Source organism: Microbacterium sp. LjRoot45, assembly GCF_964253325.1.
Taxonomy (GTDB): Bacteria; Actinomycetota; Actinomycetes; order Actinomycetales; family Microbacteriaceae; genus Microbacterium.
This window is the reverse complement of the sequence record NZ_CAXUQM020000001.1, coordinates 218528-238642: the sequence shown is the minus strand read 5'-3', so window position 1 is coordinate 238642 and position 20115 is coordinate 218528. Positions and strand designations below refer to the sequence as shown.

At 71.6% G+C, this 20115-nt stretch carries 11 protein-coding genes; 2 read left to right on the top strand and 9 right to left on the bottom strand.

From position 1 onward, the window contains the following. The first annotated feature begins 15 nt into the window (after positions 1 to 15). Positions 16 to 432, top strand: coding sequence for a recombinase family protein (locus tag ACSQ18_RS01040; protein WP_144806913.1), 417 nt, complete (start codon positions 16 to 18; stop codon positions 430 to 432). Between the two features lies 1 nt (position 433). Next, on the top strand, positions 434 to 1774 hold the full coding sequence (locus tag ACSQ18_RS01035; protein WP_436035219.1) for a D-alanyl-D-alanine carboxypeptidase family protein: 1341 nt from the start codon (positions 434 to 436) through the stop codon (positions 1772 to 1774). Between the two features lie 513 nt (positions 1775 to 2287). Here ACSQ18_RS01035 and ACSQ18_RS01030 read toward each other — a convergent pair. The 9 genes from ACSQ18_RS01030 to ACSQ18_RS00990 form a co-directional block, all read right to left on the bottom strand. After that, complete coding sequence (locus ACSQ18_RS01030) at positions 2288 to 3970, bottom strand: serine/threonine-protein kinase (protein WP_436035218.1); 1683 nt, start codon at positions 3968 to 3970, stop codon at positions 2288 to 2290. Beyond that, the gene (locus tag ACSQ18_RS01025) at positions 3967 to 5394 is read right to left on the bottom strand and encodes an FHA domain-containing protein (RefSeq protein ID WP_436035217.1); all 1428 of its coding nucleotides are present in this window, start codon (positions 5392 to 5394) and stop codon (positions 3967 to 3969) included. The genes ACSQ18_RS01030 and ACSQ18_RS01025 overlap by 4 nt, the downstream gene beginning before the upstream one ends. Continuing rightward, positions 5387 to 6229 carry a PP2C family protein-serine/threonine phosphatase gene (locus tag ACSQ18_RS01020; RefSeq protein WP_436035216.1) on the bottom strand — a complete coding sequence of 281 codons (843 nt, stop codon included), beginning with the start codon at positions 6227 to 6229 and terminating at the stop codon, positions 5387 to 5389. The genes ACSQ18_RS01025 and ACSQ18_RS01020 overlap by 8 nt, the downstream gene beginning before the upstream one ends. A 2-nt stretch (positions 6230 to 6231) precedes the next feature. Further along, on the bottom strand, positions 6232 to 6666 hold the full coding sequence (locus ACSQ18_RS01015; protein WP_436035215.1) for an FHA domain-containing protein: 435 nt from the start codon (positions 6664 to 6666) through the stop codon (positions 6232 to 6234). Beyond that, positions 6663 to 8927: a transglutaminase-like domain-containing protein gene (locus ACSQ18_RS01010; protein ID WP_436035214.1), complete on the bottom strand. Its 2265-nt coding sequence runs from the start codon at positions 8925 to 8927 to the stop codon at positions 6663 to 6665. Before ACSQ18_RS01010 ends, ACSQ18_RS01015 begins: the two co-directional genes overlap by 4 nt. Beyond that, positions 8924 to 10309, bottom strand: coding sequence for a DUF58 domain-containing protein (locus tag ACSQ18_RS01005; protein WP_436035213.1), 1386 nt, complete (start codon positions 10307 to 10309; stop codon positions 8924 to 8926). The genes ACSQ18_RS01010 and ACSQ18_RS01005 overlap by 4 nt, the downstream gene beginning before the upstream one ends. Next, entirely contained in the window at positions 10309 to 11280 is a 972-nt protein-coding gene (locus ACSQ18_RS01000) for an AAA family ATPase (protein WP_144806905.1), read from the bottom strand. Before ACSQ18_RS01000 ends, ACSQ18_RS01005 begins: the two co-directional genes overlap by 1 nt. A 42-nt stretch (positions 11281 to 11322) precedes the next feature. Continuing rightward, entirely contained in the window at positions 11323 to 17412 is a 6090-nt protein-coding gene (locus tag ACSQ18_RS00995) for an Ig-like domain-containing protein (RefSeq protein WP_436035212.1), read from the bottom strand. Positions 17413 to 17721: 309 nt separating this feature from the next. Beyond that, a complete protein-coding gene (locus ACSQ18_RS00990) occupies positions 17722 to 20085 on the bottom strand; it encodes an ATP-binding cassette domain-containing protein (RefSeq protein ID WP_436035211.1) in 2364 nt (787 codons plus the stop codon). Between the last annotated feature and the right edge of the window lie 30 nt (positions 20086 to 20115).

Here is a 20115-nt window from a genome sequence, read left to right as displayed (position 1 = left end):
CCGAAAGGAGCGACGATGACGACCGCCGACCGCGCCCCCGCCGACTACGCCGAATCGGTGTCGCTCCCCGCGACCACCGAAGCAGTACCCGTCATCATCTCCGGCGCCGACTGGTGGGCCGCCCGCCCCGCGGGTTCGCGACTGGTCGGTCTCGTCGTCGCCCGCGACGACCTCCCGAGCGTCATCGCGCAGCGCGACGCCCTCGCGCAGTTCGGTGTGCCCATCGAAGGCTTCCGGCATCCTGCGCCCGAGACCGGCGAAAGCTGGTCGGAGCGCCTCACCCGCCTGTTCGGGCGGCTGGAGTCCGGCGACGTCGTCGTGGTGGCCGACAAGCACGCCCTCGGTCGCGACGTCGACGAAGAGACCCGCACCGTGACGGAGCTGCGGCGGCGCGGCGTCATCGTGAAGGTGCTGGGCCACGGCCGGCAGTGACATGCGCGACGGACTCGACGACTTCGCGGAGCTGCTGAACGAGCCCGCCGCCGAGGCCGACGGTGGCGGCGCGCGCCCCGAGCGTCGACGCCGACGCCGGCATGGCTGGATCGCCGCGGGAGTGGCCGCGCTCGTGATCGTCGCGATGGTAGGCGGCTACACGGTGTGGGCGCTGTCGACCCCGATCGCGCTGCCCTTGGCATCCACTCGGGTGCCGTCGGTCGACGTGCCCGACGCGGCCGAACTGGAACTCCCGTGGTCCGGTGGCTGGGCGGTGAGCGTCGCGGGCGGTGAGGAGTTCCTCCCCGCCGAGGCGAGCGGGATCTGGGAGGCGACCGATCTCGACGAGCCTCGACCGATGGCGAGCATCACCAAGCTGGTGACGGCGCTCGTCGTGCTCGACGCCCGCCCGCTCGAAGACGCCGACGACCCTGGCCCCACACTGACGTTCCACGGCGTGCAGAAGCTCTACGACAAGTACTACGTGCAGAACGCGACCGTGGCCCGCATGCGTCCCGGCAGCACGATGTCGCAGCGCGACGTGCTGCAGATGATGCTCATCGTCTCGGCGAGCAACTACGCCGAAGCCGCCGCCGTGTGGGCGCACGGCTCGCTGTGGTCGTTCGCGGAGGCGACCGAGCGGTGGCTCGAACGGCACGGACTCGACGACACGCGCGTGGTCGAACCGTCGGGCATCGACCCGCGCAATACGAGCACTCCCCGCGACCTCATGGCGCTCGCCGAGATCGCGATGGCGGAGCCCGCGATCGCCGAAATCGTCGGCCAGCGGTCCCTCGACGTCCCGGGGTTCACAGGGTCCAACACCAACACGCTCGTCGGGGGCGACTCCGTGGCGGGCGTCTCGTTCGTGGGTGTGAAGACCGGCACGCTCGACGAGTCCGGCGCCAACCTGTTGTTCACCGCGCGGGTCGGGATCGGTCGCGATCGCCCCCTGACGGTGACGGGCGTCCTGCTGGGCACCAGATCGCAGGCGCACAACGCGAGCACTGCGGAGGCGCTGGTGTCCTCGCTCTCGTCGGGTTTCCACGACATCGATGTCGCGCGCGAGGGCACCCCCGTCGGGGAGTACGCGACCGCGTGGGGAGCGTCGGCGCAGATGCTGATGGCATCCGACGCGGCCGTCTTCACCTGGTCGGACACCCCGATCGAGGTCGACATGGTGACGCGGCCGCTGTCGACCGGTCGGGCCGGCGAGGTGGTCGGCAGCCTCACATGGACGGCGGGAACCGAGACGGCGACGACCGATCTGGTGCTCTCCGACGACATCGCGCTCCCCGACGCCTGGTGGCGCCTGACGCACCCGTTCGAGCTCCTCGGCTGACCGTCGCGCGCTGCGCCACCGCGGCGCGGCCGCCGCCGGTTCGCCCCTCCGCGCGGCCGCCGCCGCTTCCGCTTACCTGCTCCGCGCGTTCCGCGTACAGGCAAAACCGCACCTCAGCGGCCCGGCGACGGTCGATCCGGCCGAAATCCCCTGTATGCGGAACACAGACGGGACCCGACCCCACGCGACGCCTGCGCGGCGCGGCCGCCGCCGGTTCGCCCCTCCGCGCGTTCCGCGTACAGGCAAAACCGGACCTCAGCGCCCCGACGATGGTCGATCCGGCCGAAATCCCCTGTATGCGGAACACAGACGGGACCCGACCCCACGCGACGCCTGCGCGGCGCGGCCGCCGCCGGTTCGCCCCTCCGCGCGTTCCGCGTACAGGCAAAACCGCACCTCAGCGCCCCGACGACGGTCGATCCGGCCGAAATCCCCTGTATGCGGAACACAGACGGGGCCCGACCCCGCCTTCCGCCTGCGCGACTGGCCGCCGCAGCCACCGGAAGGAGCGGCTCAGGGGGTGCAGTGGCGCTGCTCGGCACCGGTGGCGCCGTCGGCGCGCCGCAGCGTCACGGCGATGCACGTCCGCCCCGACTCGTCGACCGGCACCGTCACGGTCTCCGTGTCGATGAGGCCCTGAGCACCTTCGCCGTCGAGCGTGTACGGGTACCAGACATACGTGTCGCCGTCGGCCGGGTCGGGGTTGCTCCACGTGAAGACGACCTCCGACCCCTTGGCCGTGCCGGCGAGATCGGCGACGGGCGGTACGAATCCGTCGACCGGATCCTGCGGATCGACCTCGACCGGCGCGGTCGGTGACGGCGTCGGCTGAGGCGCGAGCAGGCTGGCGCCCGCGACGGCACCCACCACCACGACGGCCGTCACTCCCGCGGCGAGCCCGATCCACAGTCCCGCGCGCGAGCGAGGACGCGACGGACCCCCGGATGCCACGGCATCCGACCCGGCGGGGAAGCCGGCCGCGGGTGCACCGCCGGGGGCGGGCGGACCGGTGACGATCGACGGGCCACCGGGAGGGGCGGAGATCGGTGTGCCGGAGAGGACCGACGGTCGCTGGATCGTCGGCGCCGCGTCCGACTCGACCGAGCGGGGCTCGACGTAGCGAGGTTCGACGTAGCGGGGCACGGCGACGCGGGCGACGGTCTCGTCGGCGGCCGACGACGTGGTCGTGCTCGGGAGCGGCGCCCCGTCGACGAGGCGTTCCCTCGTGCGGCCGGCGGCCGGGGAGGTCTGCGGGTCGATGCTGACGATGCCGCGGACCCGCGTGAGTTCGCCCTCGTCGTCGTCTTCCTCGTCGGCATCCGGTGCATCGTCGAGGATGTCGATCGGCGTCACGGCGTGCGCGAGCTCGATCTGCACGCGCTGCAGCGCCCGCGCGAATGCCACGGCCGTGTCGTAGCGATCGACGGGACGCTTCGACATCGCCCGCTCGAGCACGAGCTGCAACGACTCGGGCGCGTCGGCCCGGTCGAGCCGGGACAGCGGGTCGCGTTCGATCCGCTGGATGAGTTCGGCGCCGCCGTTGCGGGCTCCGGGCACCTCGAACGGCGAGCGTCCCGCGAGGAGCGTGAACACCGTGGCCCCGAGCGCCCAGACGTCGGACCGCACGCCGAACTCGGGCACGTCGGCGAACGACTCGGGAGGTGACCACGGAATCGACATGCCCGACGAGGGGTCGGCGCTGCCGGCTGTCGTCGCAATGCCGAAGTCGGTGAGCGCCGGCCGGTTGTATTCCGTGACGAGGATGTTCGCGGGCTTGATGTCGCGGTGCAGGATGCCGGCCCGGTGCGCGGTCTCGACGGCCGCCGCGACCTGGATGCCGATGCGCAGCGCCTCGGCCACCGACAGCGCCGACGCCCGGGAGCGCACCTGCAGGTTCGGCTTGGGGCAGTACTCCATCGCGAGGTAGGGGCGGCGGTCGTCCGACACCCCGGCCTGGTAGATCGTGACGATCGCCGGATGCGTCGACAGGAGCGCCATGACGTTCGCCTCGGCGGTGAACTGCTCGGTGGACGCGCCGGCCATCTTCTCCGGCAGCAGGACCTTGACGGCGACCTTCCGGCGCGGAAGGTGCTGCTCGAACAGGTACACGTCGGCGAAGCCGCCGGAGCCGAGCACGTCGAGGAAGGTGAAGCCCGGCAGCTGCGGCGGCGGCGCGGGGGTGCGCTTGGAGCTCACGGGAGGTCCTCGAAGGTCACGGTGACGCCGTCGCCGAGGTCGAGCACGTCGCCGGTGACGACCATCGTGGGCTCGCTCGGGTGCAGGCGCACAGGGTCTTGGCCGACGCGGCGGAGCACGGTGCCGTTGGTGGTGGCGAGGTCGGTCACGAGCACGTGCTCTCCCTCGGCACGGATCTCCACGTGGCTGCGGGAGATGTCGCCCTCGGGACTCTCGACCGCGATGAGCGTCGGCAGCTCCGCCCCGGAGGCGCGCGGCGACCGCGGGCGACGACCGATGACGACGGGGCGCTCGAGCTCCACGACCTGGCCCGACGACAGTCGCACGCGCCCGGTCGCGGGCCGGCGCGAGGGCACGTCGGCGACCGGCTCGAACGGGGATGCCGTTCCACCCTGGCTCCCCGTTCCGCCCTGGCTCCCTGCGCTCTGCCCGCGCATCGCCCGGGCTTCCGCCACGGAGATCGTGGCGCCGTCGTGGTCTCCGGCCGTCGCGGCGCTCGTGTCGGGCACCGCTCCGCGGACGACCGTGGCCGCCCATGCGCCGCCCGCGTCGGGCGCCGCGGCAGCGGCCGCCGCCGTGCGGGGAGTGGCGATCGTGCTGTCGTCGGCCGGCGCGGGATCAGCAGGTGCGGAATCGGCCGGTGTGGAGTCGGCCGGTGCGGAAGGAGCGTCGGTGCGGGGCACCCCGTCGAGCGGCGCCCTGTCGAGCGGCACCTCGTCGAGCGGCACCTGCGTGAGCGCGGGGATCCAGGTGTCGCCCGCCGCGGCTTCGATGGACCCCGTCGTATCGGGGCCGTGCGTCGTCGCGGACTCCGGGGTGGCGGGCTCCGGCGTCGCGGGCTCGGCATCCGTCTTCGCCTGCCCCGACGCGCGAGTCGCAGCCGTGGGCTCTTCCGCCGCGGCAGCCGCGACGGGCAGGACCGTCGCCGCCGCGGGAGCGGGCACAGCCGCCACCGCAACGCCGACACCGCGGGGCATGAGCACGATCCCCGACACGGGGACGACACCCGAGGCGAGCGGAAGAGCCTCGGCCTCGTCGATCGACCCCGGCTCACCGTCGGGCACGACCGTGACCCGGGCCGGCCGCGACACGAGCCGCTCCGCCCACGTCGCGACACCGCGCCCCGACACCTCGACCGCTCCCGCTTCGCCCTCCACGACGACATCCAGCGGACCGCGCACGGCGATCCGCACGTCTTCGTCCTCCACGACGACGAGCGCGAACGGCGGGATGGCCGTCAGCGACGTGCCGAAGGCACCGGTCAGAGCCTCGACGAGAGCACCGATGCCTCCCCCGTCGAGTCGGCGCCACACGGCCTCCGCGGTCTGCGGGGTGACCGCCGGCGAGAGGACGGCGAGCGCCCGCGGCGATACCGCCGCCCGCCAACCGTCGCGCGCCGCCGGCACGTACCTGACCTCAGTCATGAGCGGTTCCTCCCGCGCTGTGCGCCCGTCCCCGCGTGGGACGTGTGTCGCTGTCGACCTCGTCGCGCCCGCCCGCCTGAGCGGTGTCGACGGGGACGTCGTCGTGGCCGCGGACGCCGACGGCATCCACGATCACGACCGTGATGTTGTCTCGTCCGCCGCGGACCATCGCCTCGTGGACGAGCCGGGTCGCCGCCTCTTGCGGGTCGGGCGTCTCGGCCAGCACCCGCCGGAGGCGTTCGCTGTCGAGTTCGCCCGACAGACCGTCGGAGCAGATGAGCATGCGATCGCCCGGTTCGGCCGGGACGAGCCAGAAGTCGGGTTCGCCGTCGCTGCCGGCACCGATGGCCCGCGTGATCTCGTTGCGGCGCCGGTCGCTCGCCGCGGCGACGGCGTCGAGCTCGCCCGCGTCGATGAGTTCCTGCACGACGGAGTGGTCGACGCTGATCTGCTCGAGCACGCCGCCCGAGAAGCGGTAGGTGCGGGAGTCGCCGACGTTCACCGTGAGCCAGTAGCCCGCGCCGCCCACGTCGGAGATCGCGACGCCGCTGAGGGTCGTGCCGGCAGCACGGTGCCCCACGACGAGGGCGTGCACCCGGCGGCGGGCGCGGTCGAGCGCGTCACGGACGTCCTGGATGCCGAGGCTCGGCGCCCCGGCCAGGCGCGAGAACTCGTCGACGACGATGGCACTCGCCGCCGCTCCCGCGTCGTGACCGCCCATGCCGTCGGCGACGAGGAAGAGCGGCGCGGATGCCAGGTGGGAATCCTCGTTGACCGGCCGTCGCAGCCCCGCATGGGTGGCGGCGCCGACGGCCACCGTGATGGGAGACTCCACGCTCACACCCCCTCGATGCTCACCCGACGATCGCCGACCTCCAGGATGTCACCTGCACGCAGCATCCACCGCTCACCGGGTGCCACGCGATGCCGTTCGCCGTCACGGACGATGTCCGTGCCGTTCATCGAACCCGTGTCGGCGAGCCACACGGCTCCCAGGACCCCGCCGATCGCGATGTGCGTCCGCGACAGCGAGAGCGTCTCGTCGCGCACCGCGACCGCCGCCCATCCCGGAACGGCGCCCGGGTTGCGACCGAACACGGTCTGCGTGCGGACCACGTGACGGATGCCGTCGTCCCACACGAGTGTGGCGAGCGGCCGCGGTCCGAACGGCGGCACACCGCCGATCACGTCGACCGCGGCGCGCAGCTCACGCAGTACCTCGGCCCGCGGACGGGTGTCGGGACCGGTGTCGGAGTCGAGCACGGCGGTCATGTGGACCGTCCCCGGCGGAGGGAACGCAGACTCAGCCGCGCGCCCAGGCGCTGCCACCACGACGTCTTCTGCCGCATGCCGCCCACGAGCGCGTCCACCTCTCGCCAGAACGCCTCGACGTCCTCCGGCGACGGATCGCCGGGCCCGTACACGTCGGCGTCGGCCCACGTCGCCAACGTGGTCACGCGGGGCTCCTCGAAGCGAGAGCCCACGATCGTCGCGCTCTCGGCGCGCGTCGCCCCGGGCACGACCGGCGTGCGGAGGTCGACGGCGGTGTCGACGATCTCGTCCCACCCGCCCGAGATGCGGTCGGCGGTGCGCTCCGCGTTGCGGCGGCGCGCGCGACGGGCACCCTTGATCAGCCCGAGCACGATGAACGGCGCGAGGAGCAGGGCCACGGTGCCGAGCCCGATCCCGCCCCACAGCAGCACGGTCCCGAGCCAGTCGACGCCGGGTTCGGTGTCGTCGTCCTGCTCACGATCGTCGGCGATCGTCGGCGGGAGGTCGGCGGGCTCCTGCGCCGGCGGCGGGGGCTGCAGCACCTGCGGCTTCGGATTCGCCTGCGGCTTGGTGTTCTGGTCGTTGGGCTCGTTGTCCTCGTCGGGGGTCGGATCGAACGGCACCCAGCCGAAGCCGTCGAAGGCGACCTCCACCCACGCGTGCAGGTTGTCGCCCGTGGCGGTGAACACCCCGGCATCCGTCTCGTCCTCGCCGGGGTACCAGCCCATGACGACGCGCGCCGGCATGCCCAACTGCCGCGCCAGGAGCGCCATCGCGACGGCGTACTGCTCGTCGTCGCCGATCATCTGGTCGTTCGAGAACAGCATCGTGATGCGCGCGGCACCGTGCCCCGAGGGCGAGAAGACGTCGTCGGCGAGACCGTGGCTGAAGTAGCCGTCGGTGCTCAGCCAGTCCTGCAGGGCGCGGACGCGCTCGATGGGGGTCTCGGCCTCGCCGAGGTTCTCGGCGGCGAGCTTCGACAGCGATTCGGGCACACCCTCCTGCTTGGGCATGGAGAGGGGAGCGAACGCGGCGTCGGCGAGTGCGGCATCGCTGGGCACCTCGGAGACGAGCGTCTGCAGCGTGTAGGCGTCGCCCGACCGCAGACCGGCCGTCACGACGGCCGTGCCCGTCGCGTCGTTGAAGTGCGCGGAACGTCGAAGCTCCCCGGCACGGTCGCCGTCGAACGCGATGTCCCGCACGGCTCCTACATCGGGAAGCCACACGCCCGCATAGTCCCCGATGTCGATCCGCACGGTCGTGGGCGTGCCCGTCGCCGTCGGCGACATGTTGGACCGCACGGGAGTGAACGCGCTCGAGGAGCCCGCACCGTCGTCCGAGACGTTGTAGACGATGCCGTTGTAGGCATCCATCGTCGCGAGGCGCACGCGCGCGTCTTCGGGAAGCCCGGCCGCCGTGAACAGGGTCGCGTCGGCATCGTCACGGATGTAGCCGCGCCACGCCTGCAGCGGGCTCGGGTACTGGTGCACGTCGAACGGCGGCACGACGAAGTCGCGCAGGATGTAGCGCTGCGTCGGGGTGGAGCCGAACGCGGCGGTCGCGACGCCGACCCCGGCGGCCAGTGCCAGCACCGCACCCCCGGCGATGAGCCGGCGCGCGCGCAGGGGACGCGAGGGCGTCGCCGCCGCGTTCTCGAGGCGCTGGGCCGCGGAGTCGCCGTCCCAGGTCTGACGCAGCGCGAGCCACACGACCGCGACTGCGGCGAAGACGATGCCCTGCACGAGCGGCGCGGCCGGCTGCGCGGCGCCGAGGAGGATCTGGAGCCCGGTGAGCGCGAGGGCCGGGAGCAGCGCCCACGCGGCAGGCCGCACCCGCAGCGCGAGGGAGCCGGCGATGACGGCCGCGACGAGGGTGAGCAGGAACGGCACGACGAGGTGCCCGTCGGATGCCGCGACCGGCGGCACCGTGGTCAGCAGCGCCTTGAAGGAGGTCACCGTGCCGACCGCCAGCTGCCGCCAGGTCTCGAGCGTCGGGATCACCCCGAGCAGCGCCGTGTGCGGCAGGGCCAACGCGCCGCCCAGCGGGAAGTAGACGGCGACGGTGACCCCGGCCACGGAGAGGATTCCCCACCGCAGCCACTGACCGAACCACGCCACCGCGAGCCCGACGATGATCGCGCCGAACCCGGCGACGAGGTACTGGGGTCCGTCGAAGGTGGGGCCGAATCCGATGACGGCGACCGACAGCAGCAGCGCGACGGCCCCGAGATCGATCGCGGTCCGCACGACGGGCCGGTTCACGACAGCACCTTCCGCACGGCCCGACCCAGCTGATCGAGCGCGCCGACGGTCACCACGTCGGCCTCACCGACGCGCCGCAGCGAGGGTGCGTCGGCGCGCACGTCGGCGACGACCGCCAGCACCCGCACGCCGTAGGGGAGGCGCGAGCACGCGAGCCGCAGCTCCGCGGCATCCACCGTCGAGCCGCACACCAGGACGGCGACGGCCGCCTGCGGCGCACCCACGGCCATCGCGCCGGCGAGCGCGACGACACCGCCGTCGCGCGGGCGGGTCGGTTCGAGCGCGGCCAGCGCGTCGAGGAAGCGGCGTCCACTGTCGGCGCGGAGGGCGCCGTGCTGCGTGCGCGCGTCGAGCACCCGGGAGTCGCGGAGCGCCCGCAGTCCAACCGATCCGGCGATCGAGATCGCGAGCTCGAACTCGTCCGCAGTGCGGTAGTCGTCGGGGTGTCCCGACAGGCCGACGACGAAGTGCGACCGGCGGGTCTGCTCGTACTGACGCACCATGACATCGCCCGTGCGCGCCGTCGACTTCCAGTGCACGTGGCGCAGGTCGTCGCCCGGCTGGTACTCGCGCAGCGCGTGGAACGACACGTCATCGCGCTCCAGCTGCTGCACAGGAAGACCCTCGAGGTCGCGCATCTGCCCGAGCGACAGTCCGTCGAGCGCCGTCGTGCGCGGGTGCACGAACAGCTCGACGGCCTGACGGCGGTCGTGGGTGCGCTCGAACAGGCCCAGCGGGTCGCCGCGCAGCACGCTCACGGGGCCCACTGCGAGCACACCGCGCGCCGTGGTCGGGATCGCGAAGAGCTCCTCGTGCGACTCCCCCGCCGCCAGGCGCGGCACGTCGAAGACGCCGCGGCCTGCACCCACCGGCAGCACGACCTCCGACGGGAGGAGCGCCCGGCCGGTGCCGTTGGTGAGCGTCAGCGCACCCACCGCGCGCTCGCCCACGACCACGCGGGTGCGGGTGAGGTCCAGGTCGACGCCGTACGCGGTGCGCCCGAACAGGAACGGGATGCTGAGGGCGAGGGCGGCCGTGACGACCGCCGCCGCGACCATCGCCTCCGACCAGCCGTAGGCGACGGCGGCGAACCAGAGCACGGCCGCGAGCGCCAGGGCGACCCAGCCGAGCGGACGGACCACGGCGGCGACGCGTGCGATGTGACGCCAGGCGACGGCGAGCACCGCGGCGGCCGACTCCCGCGCGTGCTCCCAGCGAGAGGGAGCGGATGCCGAGAGGCCCGGCCGAGGCGTCTCGGCGCTCTCGAACGTCGGGGACTCGGATGCCGTCGGCGCGGCGTCTGCGGCCGTGGCGGTTCCGGGCGCGCCGACCCGCCGAGGCGCGGCGCGCGTCGGCTCGACCGGTTCCCGGGTGGTGGTCATCAGGCGGTGGCCCTCGCGAGAGGAGCCTCCACGGCGCCGAGCGCGTTCTGGACGATGCGCTCGGCCGTCACTCCCGAGAACTCCGCCTCGGCGTCGAGCACCAGACGGTGCGCCCAGACCGGCACGGCGAGCGCCTTGATGTCGTCGGGGACGACGTAGTGGCGGCCCTGCGCGGCGGCGTACACCTTCGCGATGCGCATCATCGAGATCGCCCCGCGCACCGAGACGCCGAGGCGGGCACCTTCGTCGGCGCGCGTGGCCTCGACCAGCTGCGCCGAGAACCTCGCGACGGCGGGATCGATGTGCACGGTGGCGGCGAGGTCTGCCATGTCGGCGACCGCCTTCGTCGTGATGACGGGGCGGAGGTTCGCCGACGGGTTGCGGTCGACCGCTCCGGCGAGGATGCGCTCGGCGACCGCGAGCGACGGGTAGCCGATCGAGGTCTTCACCATGAAGCGGTCGAGCTGCGCCTCGGGGAGCTTGTACGTGCCGGCCTGCTCGATGGGGTTCTGGGTCGCGATGACGAGGAAGGGACGCCCCACCTCGTGCGCGACGCCGTCGACGGTCACCCGCGACTCCTCCATGACCTCGAGGAGCGCCGACTGCGTCTTGGGCGACGCGCGGTTGATCTCGTCGGCGAGCACGATCGAGGAGAACACCGGGCCGCGGTGGAACTCGAACTTGTGGTTCTGCTGGTCGTAGATCGTCACGCCGGTGACGTCGGAGGGCAGCAGGTCGGGGGTGAACTGGATGCGATTCGACGTGCCCTGCACGCTCGCGGCGAGCGCCTTCGCGAGGCTCGTCTTGCCCGTGCCCGGGGCGTCCTCCAGCAGCACGTGGCCCTCGGCCAGCATTGCCGACAGGACGAGGCCGACGACCTCGCGCTTGCCCATGAGGGCCTGATCGACGTTGTCCACCAGGCGCGCGAACGTGTCGCGGAACCAGGCCGCCTGCTCGGGGGTCATGCTCATCAGTTCTCGTCCTTCTCGATGGTCTCTGCGGTGGCGGGCGCGTCAGCCGCGCGGCCACCATCTCTTCTCGGTGTCCACGGCGCCGCCCCAGCCCTTGATGTCGACCCACACGTCGTAGCCATCGGCGCCCAGGAAGCACTCGATCTGACGCGAGCCGTTGCCGCTGAAGTTCACGGTGTGGATGGTGCCGCTCACGGCGCCGCCGCTGTACATGCACTGCATGCCGGCGCTGCCGATCGACATGTTCTCCCAGTTCACGACGAACTTGTAGCAGCCGTTGACGCATCCGCTCACGCGGTCGCCTCGGGTGACCCACACCTTCGGCTGCGGCGGCGGCGGCGCGTCCTGGGTGCGGGCGGAGTCGGATGCCGTCGTCGTCTGACCTGCGGCCGTGGTGCGCACGTCGATGGTGCGCGTCGTGCTGTAGCCGACGTCGGCGGTGCGGCTGCCGCTGGCGCCCACGGTCTCCCAGCCGCCGCCGTTGATGCGGATCTGGGTTGTGATGTCGCGACCGTTGCGCGCCGGCGACGACCACGACACGGTGATGCTCGTGCCGCTCGCGGTCGCGTTGGCGGTGGGATTGCCGATCGGCCCGTACGGCGCCACCTGGTTCGAGGCGGCCGACGGATCGCCTTCGTTCGTGACGCCCTCGACCGACGACACCGCGCGGACGCGGACCGTGTACGTGCCGTTGTTGTTGACCTGGCCGTTGCCGATCGTGCCCGAGCCGCCGCTGCCGCCCGCGACCCAGTCGCCGCGCCAGCCGCCGTTGTTGACGGAGTACTGGTAGCTGACCTGGCTGGCGCTGGCTCCGTTGAGCGAGCCCGCCGTCCAGGTGACGCTGACCCGGTTGTCGCCGGCGGAAGCCGCGCCCATGGTCGGCGCCGACGGGGTACCGGCCGCCTGCCGAGGCGCGGACGCGGCGCTCCACTCGCCCCAGCCGGCCTTGTTCAGCGCGCGGACACTGAAGGTGTACGAGCTGGTCGAGTTGTCCACCGTCACGGCCTGGCTCGTCTGTCCCGCCGCGACATCGATGGTGCGGACCACCGACGACCCCTGCAGGACACGCAGCTGGTAGCTGTCGATGTCATCGCCGTTGCTGGCCGGCTGGTTCCACGACACGCGCATCTGACTCTGCGTGCCGACCGAGTCGATCCGCTCGGTGGTGGGCGCGTTGGGGGCGTCGGGCTGGCGTGCGGGGATCTCCGTCGCCGACCAGGCGCTGAACTCCGAGGGCTCGGGGGCGCGGTTGTGGGCGCGGACCCGCACCTGGTAGGCGACACCGTTCTCGAGGCCGTCCCACGTGATGCTCGTCTGGGTCACGTTGGTCTTCTGCGCGACGCCGGACGGCGGCGCGGGCGAGATCTCCAGCGTGTAGCTCTCGACGGGCGAGCCTTCTGTGCGCGGCACCGTCCACGAGACGGCCAGACTGCGGTCGCCGAACGCGAGCGTCGGCGGGTTGGGCTGGTCGGGGCGCTGGTCGGGTCGCGCGGTCTCGGACGGCACCGACGGGTCGGACGTGCCCACGCTGTTGGTCGCCGTAACCACGAAGTTGTACTCGACGTTGTTGGTGAGACCGTCGAGAGTGCACGTCGTCGAGGGGCACTCCTTCGAGTACCCGCCCGCGAGGGAGGTGACCGTGTACCCCGTGATGGGCCGGCCGTTGTCGATCGGCGGCGTCCACGACAGCACGACGGTGCGGCTCTCGACGGCGGTGACCGTGGGCTTGCCGGGCGCATCGGGGCGTCCCTGCACCGTGACGCGCACGCGTCCTTCCACCTGTCGGTCGGCGTCGCCGGTCTTGTCCTGCACCGTGTAGCGCACCACCATCGTTCCGACGAAGTCGGGGGCGCTGGTCACGTCGACGTTCGATCCCGAGATCCGCACGCGTGCAACATCGCCCGCCTCCGGTTCGACGCGCACGATCTCCAGCGGCGTGTCAGGGAACGGGTTGACGTCGTTCTTCAGCACCGGGACCGAGACCGTCGCTCCCTGATCGGCCTGATCGATCACGTCGTCGTTGGCGCTGGGGAGCTCGCGGGTCGACGCCGTCACGGTCACGGCGATGGCAGCCTGTACCGGCTCGGTCTGCTGGTCGGTGGCCTGCACCTGCAGCGAGAACGTCGTGCCCTTCGCGACGTCGGCATCGGCCTGGACGAGCAGCGCGCCGCCGTCGACGGACGCGCGGACACCCGCGGGCGCGTCGGATGCCAGCGAGAACACGATGTTCTCCAGGTCGCCCGGGTCGGGGTCGGTCACCAGGTCGCGCAGCCCCAGGCGGGTCGCGTCCTCGCCGGGAGCGACGGACATCGACGCACCGACGAACGTCGGCGGCTGGTTCTCGGGCGGAAGCACGGTGATCGGGATGGTGAGCGTCGCCTTGCGACCGTCAGGGTCGTCGGGCCCGGAGCCGTCGGTCACCTCGAACGTCAGCGCGTCGGAACCGAAGTAGCGGTCCTTCGACGTGTAGACGAGCGTCGTCTGGTCCTTCACGAGCGAGGCGCCGTCCGAGTGCGCGGCGGTCGCCTTGGCGGCCTCCGTGATGACGACCTTCTTGCCGCCGGCGGCGCGGACGTACTCGGCGAGCGGCAGTTCGACGGTCTCGCCGCTGTCGACGACGAGCGCCTCGGTCGACAGCAGGCTCGGCGGCAGCGAGTCGAGCGAGGGGACGCGGAGGAACGCGGATGCCGTCTGGTCGTCGACGTCGGTGACGGTGTAGGTGATGAGCTGCGGCTCGTCGGTCAGCGTCACGCGGACGATGCCGTCGGCGAGCACCTGCGCACCGGAGCCTCCCGTGCCCAGCGACACCTTCAGGGCCGACCGGGTGCCGTCGGGATCGTCGTCGTTTTCGAGCACGGCGATGTCGGCGGTGCCCTCCTCCGTCACGTCCTCCGCGACGACGCGGTCGTCACGCGCGATCGGCGGGATCAGCGGCACGTCCTCGTCGACCGTGATCTGCACGGAGGTCGTCGCTTCGAGACCGCGCTCGTCGGCGATCGTGTAGTTGACGCTCGTCTGCATCTCCTCGGCGGGAGACGTGATGAGGAGGTAGCGGCCCGACACCTCCGCGTCGAGACCCGCGACGCCGTCGGGCAGTTCGACGGCGTTTTCGGCGAATCCGAACTGGTCGCCGTCGGGGTCGGAGTCGTTGTCGAGGACGGGCACCGCCACTTGGCGGCCCGGACGCATGATGACCGAGTCCCGCACGGCGTAGGGCGCCTGGTTGTCGGCGGCCACGGGCGCGATGCCCAGCTGCACCGTCGCCGTCGCCTCCTTGCCGAGGCGGTCGCGCACCCGGTAGGTGAACGCGTCGACGCCGACCGACTCCTCGAAGGCCTCGTAGACGAACGAGGCGACCTTCGTCTCGACGATGCGTCCCTTGGCGGGAGCGGAGGCGAGGCCGACGAGGTCGACGGAGTCGCCGTCCTCGTCGATCCCGTCCAGCGGCACGGGGATCTCCACCTTCGAGCCGCCCAGCACGCGCGCCGTCAGGTCGCGTGGACGGGGTGCCGCGTTGGCCTCGTCGTTGAGAGGAAGGATCTGGATGCGCACGAACCCGGCATCCCGCTGTCCTGTCGAATCGACGACGTCGTACGTGAGGTTGACGGTCTTGGCCTCGTCGCCCGCACGGAAGCGCACGGTGTCTTCGGCGACGAAGGCCTCGCCGTCCTCGGGGTCGACCGTTTCCACGAGCTCCTCGGCGACGTGCATCGTGTCGCCGTTGGGGTGGAAGTCGTTCTCGAGCACGGGGATCGTCACGATGTCACCCGCGCGGACGACCGCCTGATCGGACTCGGCGACCGGCGGACGCAGGCGAGAGGGCGCAGGCACCGGGATGACGACGATCTCGCCCGTGGCTGACGCGGCCCCATTGGAGATCGTGTATGACACCCGCACCTGACCGTCGAGGCCACTCTGGTCGGTGATGCGAACGGTCTCGTGCCCGAGCACCGCCGCGGCGACGCCCGTGCCCGGCTCGACGCTCACGGACTGCACGACGAGGATGCCGCCGCCGGGGTCGGAGTCGTTGCCGAGGACGTTGACCAGCACGTCGCCGCCCTTCGGGAGCAACGCGATATCGCGCACCGCGACGGGAGGGAGGTCGTTCTCCTCGTCGGGGAGCACGTCGACGCGAACGAGCCCCGGAACCGAGTTGGGGCCGGCCGAGACGAGGTACTGCACGTAGTGGGTGCCGACCTTGTTCGAGGTGAAGGTGAACGTCTTCTCGCGGAAGTCCGCGACGATCTTCGCGTCTTCGAGCTCGTCGACGCGCGTGAGGCGCAGGAGCTCGCTGCCCGAGCTCGTGTCGTTCGCGAGGGGGGTGACCGTCACCGGCTGGCCCGCGCGCGTGACGACGTGGTCGGCGTTCGTGATCGGCTGCGTGCTGCCGAGCGGGCGGATGTCGTAGACGGCGACGCCGCCGCCCGGGTCGGTGCCGTCGGACACCGTGATCGGCACTTCCTTCCGCCCCTGCACGCCGCCGATCGCACGGTAGGTGATCTGACCGTCGGACGTGAAGTTGGCCTCGTCGCCCCCGTCGGGCACGACGTCGAGGAGGAAGATGTCGTCGCCGTCGGGGTCGATCCAGTCGGCGAGCACGTTGTACGACGCGGTCCCGCCCGTCTCGACCGGCACGGACGTCTTCCGGCGCTGGACGGGGGGCGAGTTCTGGTCGAGGGGGCGCACGGTGACGGTGACGCGGGCGGTGTCCTCGCCGCCGCGACCGTCGTCGACCTTGTAGGTGAAGGTCGTGGAACCGGCGGCGTCGTCGTCGACGGTGATCTGGAGCGCGGCGCCGTTGTGGATCGGCTCGATCGTGCCGAACGAGGGGTCGCGCTCGACCGACGCGACGAGCACGTCGCCATCGGCATCCGTGTCGTTCTCGAGCACGGGGAGCACGGTGGTGCGGCCCGGCCGGACACCGTACTGGTCGTCGTTGGCGATCGGGTCGGTGTTCTTGTCGGTGCGCTCGGGAAGGGTGGTCTGGACCGACTCCTCGGTGGTCTCCTCCTCTTCCTCGCCTTCACCTTCCGGCGGCGTGATGTCCTGCCAGTTGTCGACGCGCTGCATGCTGTCGCTGGCCATCCACGCCGCGCCGCCGAAGACGTCGTTCAGCACGACGACGTCGCGGTTCACGCGGAACTGCAGCACGCTCGTCTCTTCGACGCCCTTGATCGCCTCCGCCCGGTCGTTGCCGTCTCCCGGGCAGTCGCGAACGAACTGGCCCGTCCCCGACCATGCACCGTACGCACAGCCCGCGACGAACACGGGCTGCGCGGCCGTGCCGGCAGCCCCGCCCTCGACCTCGACCGTGGTCGGCTCGCCGCCGCCCAGCGGCACCCGCACGAGCGACGTGGGGGTGGCGAGGGTGACTGCATCCGTCGCGTCGGAGGGCTGCTGCAGCACGGCGTCGGCGGGCACCTCGACCCGCGTGCCGTCGCTGCCGTACAGCGTGCTCGTGTCGGCGTCGAGCGCGAACGCGACGTGGCCGACGGCCGTCAGTTGGAGGCGGTGGCCCTTCTCGACGCCCTCGAGGTCACGCGCGCCCGACTCGGTGATGGAGCCGTCGGAGGCGCGCCCGTAGGCGACGAGGCGGGCATCCTCGGTGGATGCCGCGTACACCGTGCCGTCGGTCGCGACGGCCGTGACCGCTCCCTCGCCGAGCTCGGCGATCGGGTCGACCGTCTCGGGGGCGAACGACGAGACCGCCGAGAAGTCGGTGGTCCACAGCTGGCCCGACGGGGCGAGCACCGCGACCGATCCCGCGCCGAGCGCGAGCGTCGCTCCCGGCGGCAGGTCGGTGCTGCCGCTGAGGGTGACCCGGGCGGGATCGACGGCGGTGACGGTCTTGTCGTCGACGACGAGGACGCGCGATCCGGCCTGGAGAACGTCGTAAGCGGCCGTCGCCGTGCGCAGACCGCCGTCGAGCACCTGCGACTCGTGGTTGAAGTGGCCGACGAGCATGCTCGACTGCTTCGTGACCCAGACGCCGCCGTCGTGGAGATCGACCTCGGTCGTCGGGTTGCCCTCGTAGACGAAGGCGAGCGTACCCAGGGTCACGGCGACAGCACCGACGACACCGACGGATGCCAGTGTGCGCGGGCGTGCGCGAAGCCACGCGAAGGACTTCATTGGGCTCGGCTCCCCCCGGGCTAACTCTTCTGCGTGGCGTCGGGCACTGACTGCTGAATCAGTCGCTCACTCTGTCGGAAACCCTGCCAGCCTACGTCAGCCCGCGCCGAGGACCGAGCGCGGGGGTAGGGGAGAACTCCCCGGTTCGTTTGCGGGGCGGTGGGGGGGCGGTGGGGGGGCGGCGGTGGGGGGCGGCGGTGGGGAGGAGATCGGCGCATCGGAGGGCCGCTGAGGCACCCGGCATCCTCCCTTGTGCGGATCGCCTCCGAACTGCCGCCGTCGAACGACGTCCGGGCCGACGGATGCCGGTCAGCGTCCGACGTAGGCGGCGAGATGCTGAGCGGTGAGCGTCGATCCGTCGGCGACGAGATCCGCGGGAGTGCCCTGGAAGACGACCGTGCCGCCGTCGTGTCCCGCGCCCGGGCCGATGTCGAGGATCCAGTCGGCGTGGGCCATGACCGCCTGATGGTGCTCGATGACGATGACCGAGTTTCCGGCATCCACGAGTCGATCGAGGAGTCCCAGGAGGTTGTCGACATCGGCGAGATGCAGACCCGTCGTGGGCTCGTCGAGCACGTAGATCGCGCCCTTCTTCGCCATCGAGATCGCGAGCTTGAGGCGCTGCCGCTCCCCGCCCGACAGCGTGTTGAGCGCCTGCCCGAGCGTGATGTACCCGAGGCCGACGTCGACCATGCGCGCGAGCGTCGCGTTGGCTGGCCCCTTCGGGAGGAACTCCGCCGCCTCCGACGCCGACATCGCGAGCACCTCGGCGATGTTCTTGCCGTCGAGCGTGTACTCGAGCACATCGTCACTGAATCCCGAGCCCTCGCACAGCTCGCACCGCGTCTCGACGCTCTGCGTGAACCCGAGGTTCGTGATGATGACGCCGAGGCCCTTGCACGCGGGGCACGCCCCTTCGGAGTTCGCGCTGAACAACCCGGGCTTGACGCCGTTGGCCTTCGCGAAGGCGGTGCGCACGGCATCCAGGATGCCGGTGTACGTCGCGGGACTGCTGCGGCGCGACCCCTTGATGGGCGCCTGATCGACGACGACCACATCGTCGAACGCGGGCACGTTGCCGTGGATGAGCGAGGACTTGCCCGAGCCCGCGACGCCCGTCACGACCGTCAGGATGCCGAGGGGGATGTCGACGTCGACGTTCTTCAGGTTGTGCTGCGTCGCACCGCGGATCTCGAGGTGCGAGGTCGCCGTGCGGGTGGTCGGTTTGAGCGCGGCACGATGGTCGAGATGGCGGCCCGTGAGGGTGTCGGAGGCGCGGAGTCCCGCGACGTCGCCTTCGAACATGATGCGCCCGCCGTGGCGGCCTGCACCGGGACCGAGGTCGACCACGTGGTCGGCGATCGCGATCACTTCCGGCTTGTGCTCGACGACGAGCACCGTATTGCCCTTGTCGCGGAGGTGACCGAGGAGGGCGTTCATCCGCTGGATGTCGTGGGGGTGGAGGCCCGCGGTGGGTTCGTCGAAGACGTACGTGACATCGGTGAGACTCGACCCGAGGTGGCGGATCATCTTGGTGCGCTGCGCCTCGCCGCCCGAGAGCGTGCCGCTGGACCGGTCGAGCGAGAGGTACCCGAGACCGATGTCGATGAACGACGCGATCGTCTGGCGCAGCCCCGCCATGAGCGGTGCCACCTCCGGTTCGTCGATCGTCGAGAGCCACTCGGCGAGGTCGGTGATCTGCATCGCCGCGACCTCGGCGATGTTGCGTCCGCGGATTCTCGAGGAGCGCGCACCCTCGTTGAGCCGCGTGCCGCCGCACTCGGGGCAGGGCAGGAACTTCACGGCGCGATCGACGAAGGCACGGACGTGAGGCTGGAGCGACTCCCGATCCTTCTGCAGCATGGACTTCGTGATCTTGGGGATGAGCCCCTCGTAGGTCATGTTGGTGTTCGCGACGCGGACCTTCGTCTGGTCGCGGTAGAGGAAGTCGTGGAGCTCCTGCTCCGAGTAGTCGGCGATCGGCTTGTCGCCGTCGAGGAAGCCGGACTCCGCGTAGATGCGCACCATCCATCCGTCGGCACTGTAGCCCGGCACCCGGATCGCGCCGCCGTTGAGGGAGAGGGCGCGATCGACGACCTCATCGACGTCGACATCGCTCGTCTCGCCGAGGCCTTCGCACCGCGGACACATGCCGCCCGTGATCTCGAAAGATCGCCGCTCCTTCTTCCCCTTGTCCTTGCCGACCGCGATCGTCACGGCTCCCGCGCCGGACACCGAGGGCACATTGAAGGAGAACGCCTGCGGCGAGCCGACGTGCGGTTGACCGAGGCGGCTGAACAGGAGGCGGAGCATGGCGTGCACGTCGGTGGCGGTGCCGACCGTGGACCGCGCATTCGCGCCCATGCGCTCCTGATCGACGATGATCGCGGGGCTCACGTTCTCCAGCGCGTCGACCTCGGGGCGGCTGAGCTGCCCCATGAACTGCTGGACGAACGTGGGGTACGTCTCGTTGATGAGGCGCTGGGACTCGTTGGCGATCGTGCCGAACACGAGCGACGACTTGCCCGACCCGCTCACGCCGGTGAAGACGGTGAGCCGCCGCTTGGGGATCTCGACATCGATCCCCTGGAGGTTGTTCTCCCGAGCTCCGACGACGCGGATGCGGTCGTGTCCGTCGGCGGGATGGGATGCCGTGTGCGTGTTGTCGACCATGAGAGCCCCCTCTTCGATGTGATGCGACGC

Excerpts from the sequence above, each read along its gene's own strand:
- ACSQ18_RS01005 (WP_436035213.1), bottom strand. The coding sequence starts at position 10,309 with ATGACCACCACCCGGGAACCGGTCGAGCCGACGCGCGCCGCGCCTCGG.
- ACSQ18_RS01040 (WP_144806913.1), top strand. The coding sequence starts at position 16 with ATGACGACCGCCGACCGCGCCCCCGCCGACTACGCCGAATCGGTGTCG.
- ACSQ18_RS00995 (WP_436035212.1), bottom strand. The coding sequence starts at position 17,412 with ATGAAGTCCTTCGCGTGGCTTCGCGCACGCCCGCGCACACTGGCATCC.
- ACSQ18_RS01025 (WP_436035217.1), bottom strand. The coding sequence starts at position 5,394 with ATGACTGAGGTCAGGTACGTGCCGGCGGCGCGCGACGGTTGGCGGGCG.
- ACSQ18_RS01015 (WP_436035215.1), bottom strand. The coding sequence starts at position 6,666 with ATGACCGCCGTGCTCGACTCCGACACCGGTCCCGACACCCGTCCGCGG.
- ACSQ18_RS00990 (WP_436035211.1), bottom strand. The coding sequence starts at position 20,085 with ATGGTCGACAACACGCACACGGCATCCCATCCCGCCGACGGACACGAC.
- ACSQ18_RS01035 (WP_436035219.1), top strand. The coding sequence starts at position 434 with ATGCGCGACGGACTCGACGACTTCGCGGAGCTGCTGAACGAGCCCGCC.
- ACSQ18_RS01000 (WP_144806905.1), bottom strand. The coding sequence starts at position 11,280 with ATGAGCATGACCCCCGAGCAGGCGGCCTGGTTCCGCGACACGTTCGCG.